The sequence below is a fragment of the Pseudoalteromonas sp. XMcav2-N genome (genome assembly GCF_024124545.1).
Taxonomy (GTDB): domain Bacteria; phylum Pseudomonadota; class Gammaproteobacteria; order Enterobacterales; family Alteromonadaceae; genus Pseudoalteromonas.
In genome coordinates, this window is record NZ_JAMXSF010000014.1 from 75602 (window position 1) to 89901 (window position 14300).

8 protein-coding genes are annotated in these 14300 nt (G+C 50.7%); 6 read left to right on the top strand and 2 right to left on the bottom strand.

Annotation, left to right across the window (positions count from 1 at the left end; genetic code table 11):
* Positions 1-50 precede the first annotated feature (50 nt).
* Entirely contained in the window at positions 51-2009 is a 1959-nt protein-coding gene (locus NH568_RS17225; RefSeq protein WP_253049201.1) for a methyl-accepting chemotaxis protein, read from the bottom strand.
* A 240-nt stretch (positions 2010-2249) separates the two neighbouring features.
* Between NH568_RS17225 and NH568_RS17230 the strand changes: the two genes are divergently transcribed.
* Positions 2250-3521, top strand: coding sequence for an OprO/OprP family phosphate-selective porin (locus tag NH568_RS17230; protein ID WP_253049202.1), 1272 nt, complete (start codon positions 2250-2252; stop codon positions 3519-3521).
* Positions 3522-3777: 256 nt separating this feature from the next.
* The gene (locus NH568_RS17235) at positions 3778-4173 is read left to right on the top strand and encodes a YbaN family protein (protein WP_253049204.1); all 396 of its coding nucleotides are present in this window, start codon (positions 3778-3780) and stop codon (positions 4171-4173) included.
* 30 nt (positions 4174-4203) lie between these two features.
* Here the strand turns inward: NH568_RS17235 and lspA are convergent, their stop codons facing one another.
* Entirely contained in the window at positions 4204-4707 is a 504-nt protein-coding gene (lspA, locus tag NH568_RS17240; protein WP_253049207.1) for a signal peptidase II, read from the bottom strand.
* A gap of 199 nt (positions 4708-4906) precedes the next feature.
* Here lspA and NH568_RS17245 point away from each other — a divergent pair, with 199 nt between their 5' ends.
* The 4 genes from NH568_RS17245 (at position 4907) to NH568_RS17260 (ending at position 14274) form a co-directional block, all read left to right on the top strand.
* Positions 4907-5665: a transporter substrate-binding domain-containing protein gene (locus NH568_RS17245; protein ID WP_253049209.1), complete on the top strand. Its 759-nt coding sequence runs from the start codon at positions 4907-4909 to the stop codon at positions 5663-5665.
* 253 nt (positions 5666-5918) lie between these two features.
* Positions 5919-7229, top strand: coding sequence for a tetratricopeptide repeat protein (locus NH568_RS17250; RefSeq protein ID WP_253049211.1), 1311 nt, complete (start codon positions 5919-5921; stop codon positions 7227-7229).
* Complete coding sequence (locus NH568_RS17255) at positions 7219-8484, top strand: FecR domain-containing protein (protein ID WP_253049213.1); 1266 nt, start codon at positions 7219-7221, stop codon at positions 8482-8484. Before NH568_RS17250 ends, NH568_RS17255 begins: the two co-directional genes overlap by 11 nt.
* A gap of 12 nt (positions 8485-8496) precedes the next feature.
* Positions 8497-14274, top strand: a complete 5778-nt coding sequence (locus NH568_RS17260) for an Ig-like domain-containing protein (protein WP_253049217.1) — start codon at positions 8497-8499, stop codon at positions 14272-14274.
* Positions 14275-14300: the final 26 nt, after the last annotated feature.

Sequence of the window (14300 nt, forward strand, 5' to 3'; positions counted from 1 at the left end):
TGTAAGAGCCACCCACCGAATATGAGTGATCTTCATCAAGGGGGCGTTAATCACACTCTGAACTGACCCACTAATTTTGTCAGCTGCTCAGACAATCGCTGCATCTTATCGCCATTTTCGCTGGTGTTGTTTGCCACATCACTGACAGTGTCTGCCGCATGCTTTATTTCTATCACATTACGGTTAATATCCTCTGCAACATGCTGCTGTTCTTCTGCGGCGGTTGCTATTTGCGTATTCAAATCACTGATGGTCTGAATAGACTGAGTGATTTCGCTAAACTGACTTTGCGCAGATCCCGTAAGTTCTACCGTTTTGTCGGTACGGGTTAAGCTACTGCGCATATCCTGAGATACGCCTTCCGTCATTTTTCTCAACTTGTCGAGCTGCGATGCTATCTCTTCGGTCGATTCCGAGGTGCGCTGCGACAATGCCCTTACTTCGTCTGCCACCACCGCAAACCCCCGCCCATGTTCGCCTGCTCGGGCCGCTTCAATTGCCGCGTTCAGTGCCAGCAAATTGGTTTGCTCGGCGATCCCTCTGATCACACTGAGGATCGACATGATATTTTCACTTTCACTGTCGAGTTGATTGATATCTGAGGTCGCCCGTTTAATCACATCCGACAAGGCAGCCACACTGTCAACCGCCTCGGTCATAACAGACTGACCCAGCTCAGACGCCTGCTGGGTCTGAGTGGCTAAGTCGGCGGCATTGGCGCAGCTAGACGCCACCTCGTTCGCCGTGGCAGCCATTTCATTGATAGCCGTTGCGGCCATTTCAAGCGCCTGCTGCTGTTGTGCCGTCGAGCTGGTCAGCTCCTCAGACTCCGTGGCGGTTGCACAGGCCGTTTGATTCAGTTGCTGAGCACAGGCATTAATATCCATCACCAGTTGGGCAATGAGGTCTAAAAAGCTGTTAAAACTGTCCGCCAGTTTGCCCGTTTCGTCTTTGCTGTCGACCTCCAGCCGCTGGGTCAGGTCGCCTCCCCCCTGAGAGATGACTGTCAGCCCATCGCTCACCTCAACAATCGGCCCAGACAGTACATTGGCAATGTAATTCGCCAACACAACAAACAGCGCAACCAGTACCACGCTCAGGATCACCAGCGTCCAGGTCATCGCATTCGCCGCCGCCATCACCTCTCCCTGCTCCACAAAAGCAATGAATTTCCAGCCCAGTTTCTTCGACGTGTAGATACTGGCAAAGTAGTCCGTGTCATCAATCCGGATTTCATATAAGCCGGACTGATTACTGGCTACAGTACGATACAGGCCGTTGTCCACCTGGTTAACATCCTTAAACCGATAATCACTGTGCTTGGCATCGACCAAAATTTTACCTGTGTCTTCCACCAGCATCAGATAGCCGGTTTCACCGAGCTTAACCTCACGGATTATCTTGGTCAGGCCCTGTAAAGACACATCCATGCCTGTTACACCTATCTCTCGGCCATTCGACCTGACCGAGCGTACCGTGGAGACAATGGCCATATCATCCGGGGCCCAGTAATAAGCATCGGTCATCACAGTTTTGCCATTGGCTGCTTGTCCACTGCGATACCAGGGTCGGGGCCGTGGGTCATAATTAGCACTGACCTCACCCTGAGGCCATTGAACATAGCCTCCTTCGGTATTGCCGAAGTAGATATAGGCAATCCCCGGGTGGGTATCGCCAAAGCGTTCGAACAAATCGTATATCGCCTGCTCAGTCTCACTGCCTGAGCGTGAATTCAGCTGTGTGGCAGTGCCTTCATCGGTGTAAATCTTGACTTCGCTCTGGGCACGGGTCAGTTTGGGGTTAGTGGCCAGAAACTCAACATTCTTGGCTATTTCATCGAAAAACATGCCAATCCCGTTGTCGACCTGTAACGCCTCCCGGCCACTCATCTCGACAAACTTATCCAGCGCCAGCTGCCGGGTCTGGGACACTATCAGAACGGCAATGATCAAAATAGGCGAGACGATAGCAACGATAAAAGCCAGCCTGAGCTTTTGCGAAATAGTCATAGAGTGGATTCCTCACTGGACTGATTGACTGCGCCAACACGCTAAGACATCGGCTGCCTCGCGTTAGTATTCAAATTGCACGATACTGCTCAAAAATATAGTTGATAGTTGCGCAACTATCCAAAGGATCAAGAGAAATTACTGTTGTTCATGGCAGATTACTTGGAACCTGAGAATGGATGGTCTAGGCTGTTTAGAGATAATTTATTCTTACTAACTCAAACAAACGGGTGTTCTCCCATGCTAAAACTCTCTCGACTCATGACGGCTCTGTGCGGCGCTATGATGTTGTCTTCTGGCCCCGCCATTGCCAGTGAAGATGAACTGGCACAGCTGAAGAAGCAGCTTGAACTGCTCCAGCAGAAGGTTCATAAAATGGAACGTGAACAGGCACGTGAAAAGGCACAAGCCAAGGCCGATAAAAAGGCCAAACAAACGGCGCCTGCCAAACCCAGTATTAAGGTCGGCGGGGCGGTACGGACTAACCTCAGCCATACTTCCTACGATGACGACAACAAAAATCGCGGCGGCGACTTTGACTTTGACATTTTCCGCCTGAATTTCTCCGGCAACGTTGGCGGTTTTGGTCTCAATGCCGAAATCCGCTTTTTTGACTATATGACCGCCGTGAAATACGCGTATTTACACTACGACTTTGCCAAAGACTGGCAGGCACAGCTGGGCATGACAAAAGTGCCATTTGGCAACTGGCCATACAATTCACACAATTACTTTTTTAACACGACTTATTACATCGGGTTAGAAGACGATCACGACATGGGCGTGTTATTTAAGCGCAAAGTCGCGGATAACTGGCAGATAGATCTGGGTTTTTTCAAAAATGATGAACTCGGTGGCGTAGACGGCTATGTGGAAGATCGCAGCGACCGCTATTCCTACGATATTGTGGGCTTTCGTAAGGCCTCAGACGGGGTATACGATGATCCGGCTCAGCCCCTCGGTGAATATAACACCTTTGCCGGTCGCTATGCTTACCACTTTAAACACAAAGGCGGCACCACTGAGGTTGGGGTGTCTGGCTTGAGTGGCGGTCTGCACGATGGCGTTGATAAAGCGGGTGATTACATGGCCTGGGCCATCCATCTGAATGGCAACTATGGTCCATGGAACCTGCAACTACAGCATGGCGAATATGAATATGACGTCGATACCCCGGCAACACGAATGGCCGTTGGTGCTTATGCATTTTTCGACTCCATTGCAGCGGAAGCAACCATGAGCAACGCCAATATTGCCTACAGTTTACCCGTAGAATTTGGCCCAATCACGGGCTTACAATTCTACAATGACTACGGCATTATTTACGACAAATCGGATGATACCGAAGACACCTGGATGAATGTGACCGGCGTCTCGCTATCCGCGGGTGCTTTCTTTACGTACATTGATTATGTGCTCGCAAAAAACCAGCCTTTTGTGGGTGGCTCCATTGCGGGGAACAGCGATGAGACGGAGCGCCGCTTCAATATCAACATCGGCTACTATTTTTAGCACTGAGTCACGGGAGCGGCCAGTGCGCCGCTTACCGTCTATGAACAGCCCGGTTCAAGCCCCCTTTAAACAGCAGTTAAAACACCGCTCAAAAGTAAGTGCACACTTACACACAGTATTAGTTATCTTCCACAAAGAAATATTACAGATCACATAAAAATATTACGCCTGCTATTCGTCCGTCGGTTTTTGGCTATAATGAAAAAGTTAGCCAATGCAAAAACGATGACGTTGGATATTTCCGGGAAGGATAGCGATGAAAAAACACGCTCAAAAACTATTTAACCGCTGCTTCTGGCTGCACGTTGCAGGAATACTGTGTGTTGCGCTGGGGTTTATCGGAATGGCACTTCCGGTCATGCCGACGACGATCTTTTTTATCCTGGCACTGGCTTGTTTTACCCGCTCTAATCCCAAACTCGCAAACTGGTTGCTATCTCACCCGAAATTTGGCCCGTCATTGCACGCCTGGCAAACACACCAAGTTGTGCCAGTTAAAGGGAAATGGGGCGCAGGCCTGGGTATGCTACTTGGCTTTGTGATCCTTTGTACCACGTCTGCCCCCTGGTATGTGCTGATAGGTGTCGCCCTCACCGAGCTACTGGTTATGGCCTATTTACTCAGTAAACCCTCACACCTGCCGGTCAGCTAAGCACCTTCGCAGCAGCAGGAACGTCTCGCATCAGGTTTTCTGCGGTGCAGTAGTCTGGTTGTGGGTGGTATACACTATCAACATCACAGCCCCCAGCATAATCGCGACATCTGCAATATTAAATACACCCGTTCTAATCTCACCAATACCCAGATTTAGAAAGTCGATCACAGCACCATTATTAAGGAGCCGGTCAATCAGATTACTTACCCCTCCTGAGAGCACCAGAGACAAACCTGTGATCTGATGGCGGTTAAGATCCTCACTTTTCAATGTGTACACCAGTATTGCAATCAGCAACAGCGCAATGACACCTATAAACAACACACTCCTTAGCGGTGCAGGCAGATCGCTGCCCAGACTTAAGAAGGCGCCTGCATTTTCCCGGTAACCAATGCGCACCAAATCATGCCAGTAGCTGGTCATCTGCCAGCCGTGGAGATAGTTACCAGCAAACCACTTTGAGAGCTGATCCAGGCACATACCCACCACACAGATCATCAAGACCCAGTGTATACGTTGTTTTGTTGTCATAACTTGTCGTCGTTTCAGTTGGCCGTATATCACTATAAAACTGTCATTGTGACACCTGCATGACACTTTACTGAAAATGACATTGTTTAGCACAAACACGACAAAAGAGCACATTTGCGTTGCAGTGCGACCCAGGCATACCAATTCGGGTTTTCTAAACTAGACTTAAGCATGGTCGGTCATAAAGAGGGGGTGAGTTTTGCGCAAGTTGATGCCTATCATCTTAATTTATTGCCTGATGCTCACCCTGCCTCTGATGGCAAAACCCATGCTGCTTGGTAGCCACAGCGTCTGGCCGCCTTACGTACAGAATGACGATAGTGGCCTCAGCTACGATATTGTCGCTGCGGCATTTGCGCGCAGTGGCGAAACATTTGCATTGCAGACCGCACCATTTAGCAGAGCCATGCGTCTGGCACACAATGGCAGTATCGATATGATCCCCGCACTGTGGTTTACTCAGGCACGTGCAGAACACTTTTTGTTTAGCCAGCCCTATCTGCACAATGAACTCATTTTCATCTCTCAGGCCACTCAGCCGGTCTCTTTTTCTGGACTCGCATCACTGGCCGGAAAAAACGTCTGTATGATCCGTGGTTTTGCTTATCAAAACCTGCTGAGCGGGCACCCCACAGTCAACGTAATCACCCAACTACATTTGAGTGAATGCCTGCGACAGCTGGCACGAGGCCGGGTCGATGGCATGATCGCAGACAGGTTTGCAGCTGCGTACACCATCACCCATCATTTTCAGGCACAGACATTTACCTTGCATCCACAGGTCGTGGCCTCCTGGCCCCTGCACATCGGTATCATCAAAACCCATCCTCGCGCTCAGCAGCTTATTCAGCTATTTAATCAAGGACTGGCTGAGATTATCGAGGACGGCACCTACAACCACTTACTCTCACACTATCCTATGATTAGCTCTGACCTGAGAGCAATTCAGTCGCAGTAATCATTTGTACCCGTAACTTAGAGTGAAATATTGAAAGTGCTGACTATAATTTAATCACACTCTCTTGGTCCGTTAACTTAAAACTGATAGAGATTAGTCTGTTAGGCTGTTATCAGTGATATCACAGCGCCTTGAACTGCGCTCGTACTCATGCTGTATGAGCGCCCTGTAAAGATGTCTGGGTATGAAATAATGCTTACAAACAAAGTTGACTGGCAGTACCAGAGAATAATCGAACTTTGGGTGATCTGTTATGCAGCTATTACTTCAACGCGCGTTTATTCCGGTCGTTTTGCTCCTGGGCCTACACACCAGTACCGCCCTGGCATCAACGTCGCTTACACAACTCAAATCAGCACTGGATCAGGGCCAGTTTGAACAAGCTTATGCATTGGCACAGTCGCAGTTCGAAGATGCGGCAGGCGACCCCGAATTTGACTTTTTATATGCCAGAGCCGCATTGGAAACCAACCGCTTTAATGAAGCCGTTTTTGCGCTTGAACGCGTCCTCGCTGCAAAGCCAAACCACCAGCCCAGTTTGTTCTTATTGGGCCTGACCTATAACAAGCAAAAGAACTACCCTCAGGCCGCCAGCACCCTCAATAATTTGCTAGCCACACCACTCAGCGATGAGTTTCGTCAACGAGTAGAGCGCGCACTTGACGCGATTGAAGAAAACCTGGCCAGTTTGAAACAACAACTTAAGCACCGAGTATCACTGGCGCTGGGCCATGACAGCAATGTAAACAGTGGCACGACAGACGATCGCATTGTTATTGGCGGCTTGCCTCTGTTTATCGACGAGACCAGTCGCGAAACATCCGATGGCTTTGCCCGTGCCAGTTACCGCTTTGATGGTCGCTGGCAGCAAACTCAGCATCAGGCTTGGCGGGCAAATATTCAGTTGTCGAACCAGGTTCACCAGGACAGTGATGAGTTCGACAGAACGCAGCTCAGCGCCAACATCAGTTATATTCGGGATATAGACGCATTCCAGCTCCACCTGGGGACCCAGCTTGGCGTTATGTCTCTGGATTCAGGCACCTATCAACAAGATGCCGGCGTGTTTGGCGCGCTCCGTTACACCATCAGCTCGCACTGGTCTGCTACATTTAATATCAGTGCATTTAACCTCAATAACGTGCGTGACAGCGCACTGGACAGCCGGCTATATACATCCGGATTGGCACTCAGCAGAACCAGCCGCAACTGGCTAGTCCGCTTTACTGCAGGTTACACCTGGCAGCCTGCACAGGAGGCGTCGGGGGAGCACTATGCGCGCGATTACAGCCACTTAGGAGCTGCGCTGATTTATCGGCTGAACGACGCCCACCGACTCAGCGCCAGAGTACAATATCGAGATATAGCACACCGCGCTGCCCACCCCTTTTTCTTGCAGGTACGTGACGAAACACTCCACATCGCCCAGTTAGGCTGGCTCTATCAGATATCACCCGCCTGGGGCGTGGAAACAAAACTGGCTTATTACGACAAAGACAGCTCGCTGCAGCTGTACAGCTATGATCGCACTGAGTGGTCCTTAGGAGTACATTATGATTTCTAAATCCCGTACTGTTTGGCAGCTTTTCGGGCCACTCAGACAATCCGCACTCTCAGCAGTGTTACTGCCCTGTTTATTCGCAGCCCAGTCGAGCCTGGCCGCACCGGCAGGCAAAACCCTGATGTCACGGGGACAAGTGGTTGCGACGGCTAGTGATAGTGAGGCCCAGCGCGCGTTAAAACGGCGCAGCCCTGTCTTTGATGTTGATGTAGTGAACACAGGTCAACAAAGTAATGCGCAGCTGCGCATGCAAGATGGTGCACTTATCGCGTTGAAAGAAAATACTCAACTCATTATCAGTGAATACTCAGGCTCTTCTGAACAGGATGGCTCAGTTGTTATGGAGTTGGTTACAGGTGGTTTGCGTACCATTACCGGTAAAATCAAAGGCAATAAAGACAATTACCAGCTAAAAACACCTGTGGGCAGTATCGGGATCCGTGGCACCCACTACGAGGTCGAATGGCAAGGTGATACGCTGTTATTAGCGGTCTGGGATGGCACCATTGAAGTCAGTGTCAATGACCAGCCACTGTTACTCGGTCAGGAAGGTAACTATTCGTTTGCCAGCGTTAGCCAAAGCGGCGAAGTGACAACTTTACTTGCCCCACCACAACAACTGTCGCGACTTACCCCCCAAAGCCAGGCTTCCGGCAGCGATTCAGAGCCAGATACACAGGCTGATCAAGGCGACACATCATCCGAGTCCGGCGAAATAACCTCCGAATCGACATCTCTGGCCATCGCACAAGCCCCCGTTGCAACAGCTCCCGCTTCTCAGGCGGCCTTTGAAACAGCTTTGCCAGATGTTGGCCGTGATATCTCAGACAACGACTTTATTAGCGAGGAGAGTCTCGACACCTTTGGGGTGGAGCCAATTGAAGACCTGATCGCAGAGCGCACTGGTACCGCGCTTTACACCGTCCTTGAGCGCGCAGAATTTAGCGCTTCTGCTGGGGCAGTGAGTGATATTCAGATGCAAATCAGTGTCGATTTTGATAACGGTACAGTCCCTCAGGGGGTGCTGTCATTCAACGATCCACAAGGTGAATGGTTTGCAGCCTTTAACGGCTTGATAGACGCCAATGGCATGACCCTGGGCGTGAATTTTGCGTCTCATGGACAGAACCTGGCACAGGGGACCATAGAAACACTGTTTAGCGATGAGCTGAGCAAGTTACGTGGCAGCTTTAATTTGAATGAAATTGACGAGCCAGATGTAACCGCCTCGGGCTTGTTTACTTTGAGCCAACCTTAAGGGGGATGCGGGATGAAGCGCTCGCAATTACACCAACTGGGCTTACTGACGCTGATCTGTGGCGCGCTGATAACGGGTTGCTCAGGCGATGGTGACAACGCAACAACACCGAACAATGACAGCATAGGTGTACCACCCACGCAGGACCAAAACACGGATCAGCCTGACACACCGTCAGGACAAGCAACTCTGATCCCCTTTGACTATCAGCCCAAACTCGCCAGCCGCAACCTGGCCGCCCGACAGGTGGTGAATACAGAATTTGTAAACGGGACAGGTACCGTGCTGTTCCCCGATACACAGCGTACTTATCGGGGAAACATCACCGTGTCACTGGGATCCATTACCGATCCGGATGGGGTTAGCCGGGTCTTGCTGGGCTTTGAGAATGCCGAGCTGGCACAGGTGCTGTGCGATGGGAATTGCAGCGACCCCTTTGCCTTTACCGAAACCGGTATTAATCCAATGAATTTCGGACAGCAACCCGGAAGTGTGCAACTGCAAGTCTGGGTCGAAGACAACGGGGGCAATCTGAGCACAGTTGCCACCCAACAAATCACCTGGCTCCCACGCAGTGTCGTATTTAATAGTACACTGCGCAGCGACGGTACCGCTTCTCTCGATTGGCAGCCTCAGTCAAACTTTTTACGGTATAACGCCTACCTTGCCGAGTCGCCTATAGATGATGTACGAACCGTCACCACCTTACCAGGGGGTCAGCGGGCGATCGCCTTAACGGATTCAACCCATGTGTTTAACGGGCTCGACCCACAAAAGCACTATTACACCCGGATCTCAGCCATTGATGGCAGCGGTGAGAGTGCCTTCAGTGAGTCTCGCATGCTGGCGGCCTCGAACCTGGTCACACCGACAGCCGTCTCGGACAGCTTTAGTGGTATCCAGTTTGAGTCTGTCTCTGGCAATCTGCTGACCAATGACGACGCCAATGGCCTGCCCCCGTTGACTTTGGTAACTACACCTGTCAGATCACCACAAAATGGAACCCTGACGCTCTTTGCGGATGGTCGCTTTACCTATATCCCCAGAGACACCTTCTTTGGCTCAGACAGTTTTCGCTATCGGATAGTCAACAGCCAGGGCGCGACCGCCGAAGCCGAGGTTTCCCTGCTAATTGAGCAAGTCAATCAGGATCCCATTGCCTTTGATAACCGCTATGCGCTTGAACAAAATAGCGAATTAACCATCAGTGGGGCCGGACTTCTGGTCAATGATATTGATTTTGATGGCGATCCATTGACCGTCGACACAACCCCGGTAACCGACGTGCAGCACGGCATACTGACTCTCAGTTCAGACGGCAGCTTTAACTATCAGCCCGATACCGACTTTATTGGAACCGATAGCTTCGAATATCGGGTTGAAGATGGTAAGGGTGGCTCAAATACCGCCACCATCACCCTGAGCATAGAAGTTGAAGTCAGCAACTTTCCGCCTGTCGCCGTCAATGACAGTTACCAGACCAATGAAGATGAGCAGTTGTTTGTTGACATCCCGGGGGTACTGAGCAACGACAGTGACGCCGATGAAGACCCGCTTGCGCTTTCAATCATTGAACAACCAACCATGGGCACGTTAGAGCTCAGTGATACAGGCAGTTTCCGCTACACCCCACAACAGAACAGTTATGGGCAGGATTATTTTGTTTATCAGGTGAACGACGGGGCAGCCAGTGTACAAGCCTTTGTTGTAATAGACGTTATAGAAGTGAATGATGCACCTCTGGCCAATGATGACAGTATAGAGGCCACGCAGGGACAAGCTGTTAGCATCTTGGTAGCCGCCAATGATCAGGACATTGATGGCAGTTTGAATCTGACCAGTCTGGCCCTGGTCGAGGGGCCCAGCCATGGCACTGTAAACCTCAGTAATGACAATACGCACTTTATTTACCAAAGTGATGCGGATTATCGTGGCAGCGACAGCTTCACCTATCAAATAAAAGATGACAGGGGCGCCCTGTCCAATATCGCAAATGTGTTTATTGAAGTGACCGGAGACAATATCCCGCCGGTCGCGACCAATGACAGCGCAACAACACAGCAGAATGTGCCAGTCACCATTGATGTCCTGGCCAATGACAGTGACGTCGACGGTAGTCTGAATTACAACAGCTTAACCGTTGTCACGGCACCAACCAATGGCAGTGTCACGCTCGATCTCGTCGGTCTGGGTGGCTTTATCTATATGCCGCAAAGCAGCTTCTTTGGTGTCGATACTTTTTCCTATCAGGTGCAAGATACAGAAGGTGGTATTTCAAATACAGCGACAGTCACCATCACCGTTGAACGGCTCAATCTGGCTCCCGTGGCTGACAACGACACAGCCACACTGGAAATTGGTCAGTCCGTAACCATTGCGGTCCTGGAGAACGATAGCGATAGCGACGGAACATTACAAACTGACAGCATAGAGATAGTAGAGCCCGCTATGATGGGCTCCACAGAAGTAAACAGTGATGGTTCGATCAGCTATTTCCATACCGGCACTTCTGAAGGAGAAGACACTTTTACTTATCGCGTCAAAGACAACGACGGCGTCTTCTCCAATACCGCGACTGTGACAGTCACAATTACCGCTCCCGACACCACGCCGTTGGCCATTAATGACAGTGCTGAAACCGACAAAAATGTGGCCGTGAACATCGCCATTTTAAACAACGATCAGGCGAAAGGCCGAAGCCTGATCATCAGCAGTATCACTTTTGTAACGCCACCAAGTCATGGCAGCGTCTCGATTGACAGTGTGAGCGGTTCAGTCCAGTACACCCCGCAGTTTAATTTCGTTGGCGGCGATAGCTTTAGTTACACCGTGAACAACGACTTGGCTGAAACGTCGAATGTCGCGACGGTCACATTGACCGTAAACGACAAAAACTACGCGCCGACCGTGGAGCCTGGCTCGGCAGAAATCGACACAAATGTCAGCAATGGGACTGAGATAGTGCAGATCAGCGCTTCAGACCCCGATGGCGACACTCTGAGCTATGCGCTGTCCGGGACAAATTCAACCTTGTTCTCCGTTGATAGTAACGGCAAAGTGACCGTGGCAAACGCCGATCAGATTGCCAGCAATGGTGCACAAACCTACCCCCTGACCATCACGGTCTGTGATTCTGGCACCCCACCCTTGTGTGCTGAAAATGAGCTTAGTATTGTTGTTACACAAGCAACTCCAAGCTATGTGGCCAGTAAACGCAGTAACTTTGGTAACGACGGCAGCTTAATGGTGGCACTCAATGCCAGCCTGGAATTTCACAGCCCGGGGCAAACCGTCCTGCAAAGCGATGGCAAGCTGGTAAGTGTAGGGGCCGTTGGCCATTTTAATGACGCCGCTGGTCGCAACATCCACCGGGCCTATGTGAGCAGGCAACTCAGTGATGGTCGCCCGGATAATGGGTTTGCCGAGGCAGGGAACTTCCAAAGTGGCTTTAGTATAGAGATTGAAAGCATTCCACAGGATGTCTGGGCTAAGGTCGCTGCTGTTGATACACAAGGGCGCATTTATGTAGCCGGGTACGTTAATTTCACCAATTCACAGCAATTGCTGGTTTTCCGCCTGCTGGGCGATGGTTCTTTGGATACCAGCTATGCCAATGGCAATGGATATATGACCTTGCCCCTGGGCAGCGACGTCTTTGTGACGCCTGTCGCCATGGCACTGGAAGATAATGAGACAGTGACCGTACTGAGCAATATCAGGGCCACAAGCAGCGCAACCACGGGCACTGTCACCCTGTCCAGGATCACACCACAGGGAGAAATCTCCATTACTCAGGCGCTCGCAGACACCCCCACTAAAAATGCTCGGGGCATGGTCACTTTGCCTTCCGGTGACTACCTTGTGTACGGAGAGATCACTTCCAGCGAAACCGGTGAAGATATCATGCTGATGCGCCTCACACGAAGCTCACTGGCTCCGGATAGTGGCTTCCAGAATAATGGTCTGTTACAAATCAATATTACTCCGGTACCGGATGGTGCCAACGGTAACCAATTCAATGACACAACGCGTCATGTGCAGATCAAAGACAACAACACTCTCTTGGTTACTGGACTGACAACATTGGATGAGTCTGGGGAAGAGCGCTCGGTGTACTTGCTGCAAATGACTATGGATGGTGTATTAGACACCGCATTTGCAGGCACAGGTAAGCGCACTTATATGCTCAGTGAACTACCGACTGATTCTGCCAATGATATATCCGACTACTCTGCGACGGGTATCGGTATCGTCGCAGATAGTGATACCTACTATCTGGCTTTACAACGCAGCTTTTTTGGCAGTGAGCAGGTCGTACAGATAATAAAAGTAGGTCTCAATGGCGATGTAGACACCAACTGGTTGCCGGGCAACAATGGTTTCAGTGTTTATCATGGCACGGGGCTCAAGGTATCCGGCTTGCTTGAAACCCAAGGCGGGCTGCTGCTCAGTGGTCAGAAGTTTAATTATCTTGGCAATAACTATCTGTCTGAGCATTGGCTGGGCGAAGTAACCACAACCGCTGAGTTTAACCAGAACTTTGGTTCATTTGGCCAACGCACAGTCAGTGTCGGCCGTCGAGATGAAACATTTGTCGCTGGACACACTTCCGGTTTTAGCGCATCGGCGGGGCATTTGCTGCTCAGTGGCCAGGCTAACAACTGGCAAAGCACTCCGCAGGCGGTGCCGTATGTACTGAAACTGGATGGCGTTGGCCAGCGGACCAGTGCTTTCGCTAACCTGGGTTTAGTCTCCACAGTCCCTGTAACAACGATGGGGACTATGTCCAGTGCCACTGTAGGGGCCATTACTGAAGACAGTACCGGTGCTGTTTTGCTGAGCGCCTCGGGCACGGTATCCGTGTCTGCAGGTGATGAGCAAGCCATGGCAACGATTAGCAAACTGAGTAATTTGGGAACTCTGGATACCAGCTTTGCCAACAGTGGCGTATTCAGTCTGACCGCCAGTGAGTACAAAGCAGAGGCCTCAACTCTGGATTTAACACAGCTTACGGTGCTGCCCTCAGGGGATATTCTCGCTCTGGGGCAAGCGACAGCCAGCTGCTATACCCACAGTATGGCCTTCATCGTGTCCAGCTCAGGTACTTTGTCGAGTTTCTTCGAATACACGATTCCAGGTGAACCCAGTTGTAGCCCTAATGCACATAGAGTATCTATGATCCATACTGTAGGTACTAGTCTGGTTGGCATTGGTCAAAGTCAACCAGGCCCGGTTGCCCCTCAGTTACTACTGGCCAAAGCCAGTGCAACCGGCGTCCCGGATACCAGCTTTGGAACAGGTGGTTTGGCATTACTGGACATTGGGCTGAGTGCAGGCGACGACATCACCATTAAAGGGTCTATGGTTGATGCCAGTCAGGGCTTTATTGTCTTTGGCTACGCTGGCACCAATAACTTTGTCGTTCGGGTGACCAGTTCTGGTGCACTGGATACCAGCTTTGCAGACGGCGGTGTTTTGAAGTTTACACAGCTCGAAGGCGAAGCCGTGCTGATAAATCAGGCCTGGATTGAAAGCAATGGTAAGTTACTGCTATTTGCACAGGCAAGCAGCTCGAAATCCTTGTATGTCGGTCAGCTGTTGCTCAGCGAATCTCCCGGAAGCTGGGATAGTAGCTTTAATGACACCGGTGCACAGCTTTTCAGTAGTGCAGTGACAGGCAATTTGGTCACCGTACTAGCACAAAGCAGCAGTACTGAATTTGTCTTTGTGTTGCAGCAGTCGGCGCCAGCCAGAGTGAGTTTACAAGCCGGCCAGGTCGTTCAACAGTGATGGTAATCAGTATCCATCACCAAAGG

Coding starts and splice junctions, on each gene's coding strand:
- NH568_RS17225 (WP_253049201.1), bottom strand. CDS start 2,009: ATGACTATTTCGCAAAAGCTCAGGCTGGCTTTTATCGTTGCTATCGTC.
- NH568_RS17230 (WP_253049202.1), top strand. CDS start 2,250: ATGCTAAAACTCTCTCGACTCATGACGGCTCTGTGCGGCGCTATGATG.
- NH568_RS17235 (WP_253049204.1), top strand. CDS start 3,778: ATGAAAAAACACGCTCAAAAACTATTTAACCGCTGCTTCTGGCTGCAC.
- lspA (WP_253049207.1), bottom strand. CDS start 4,707: ATGACAACAAAACAACGTATACACTGGGTCTTGATGATCTGTGTGGTG.
- NH568_RS17250 (WP_253049211.1), top strand. CDS start 5,919: ATGCAGCTATTACTTCAACGCGCGTTTATTCCGGTCGTTTTGCTCCTG.
- NH568_RS17255 (WP_253049213.1), top strand. CDS start 7,219: ATGATTTCTAAATCCCGTACTGTTTGGCAGCTTTTCGGGCCACTCAGA.
- NH568_RS17260 (WP_253049217.1), top strand. CDS start 8,497: ATGAAGCGCTCGCAATTACACCAACTGGGCTTACTGACGCTGATCTGT.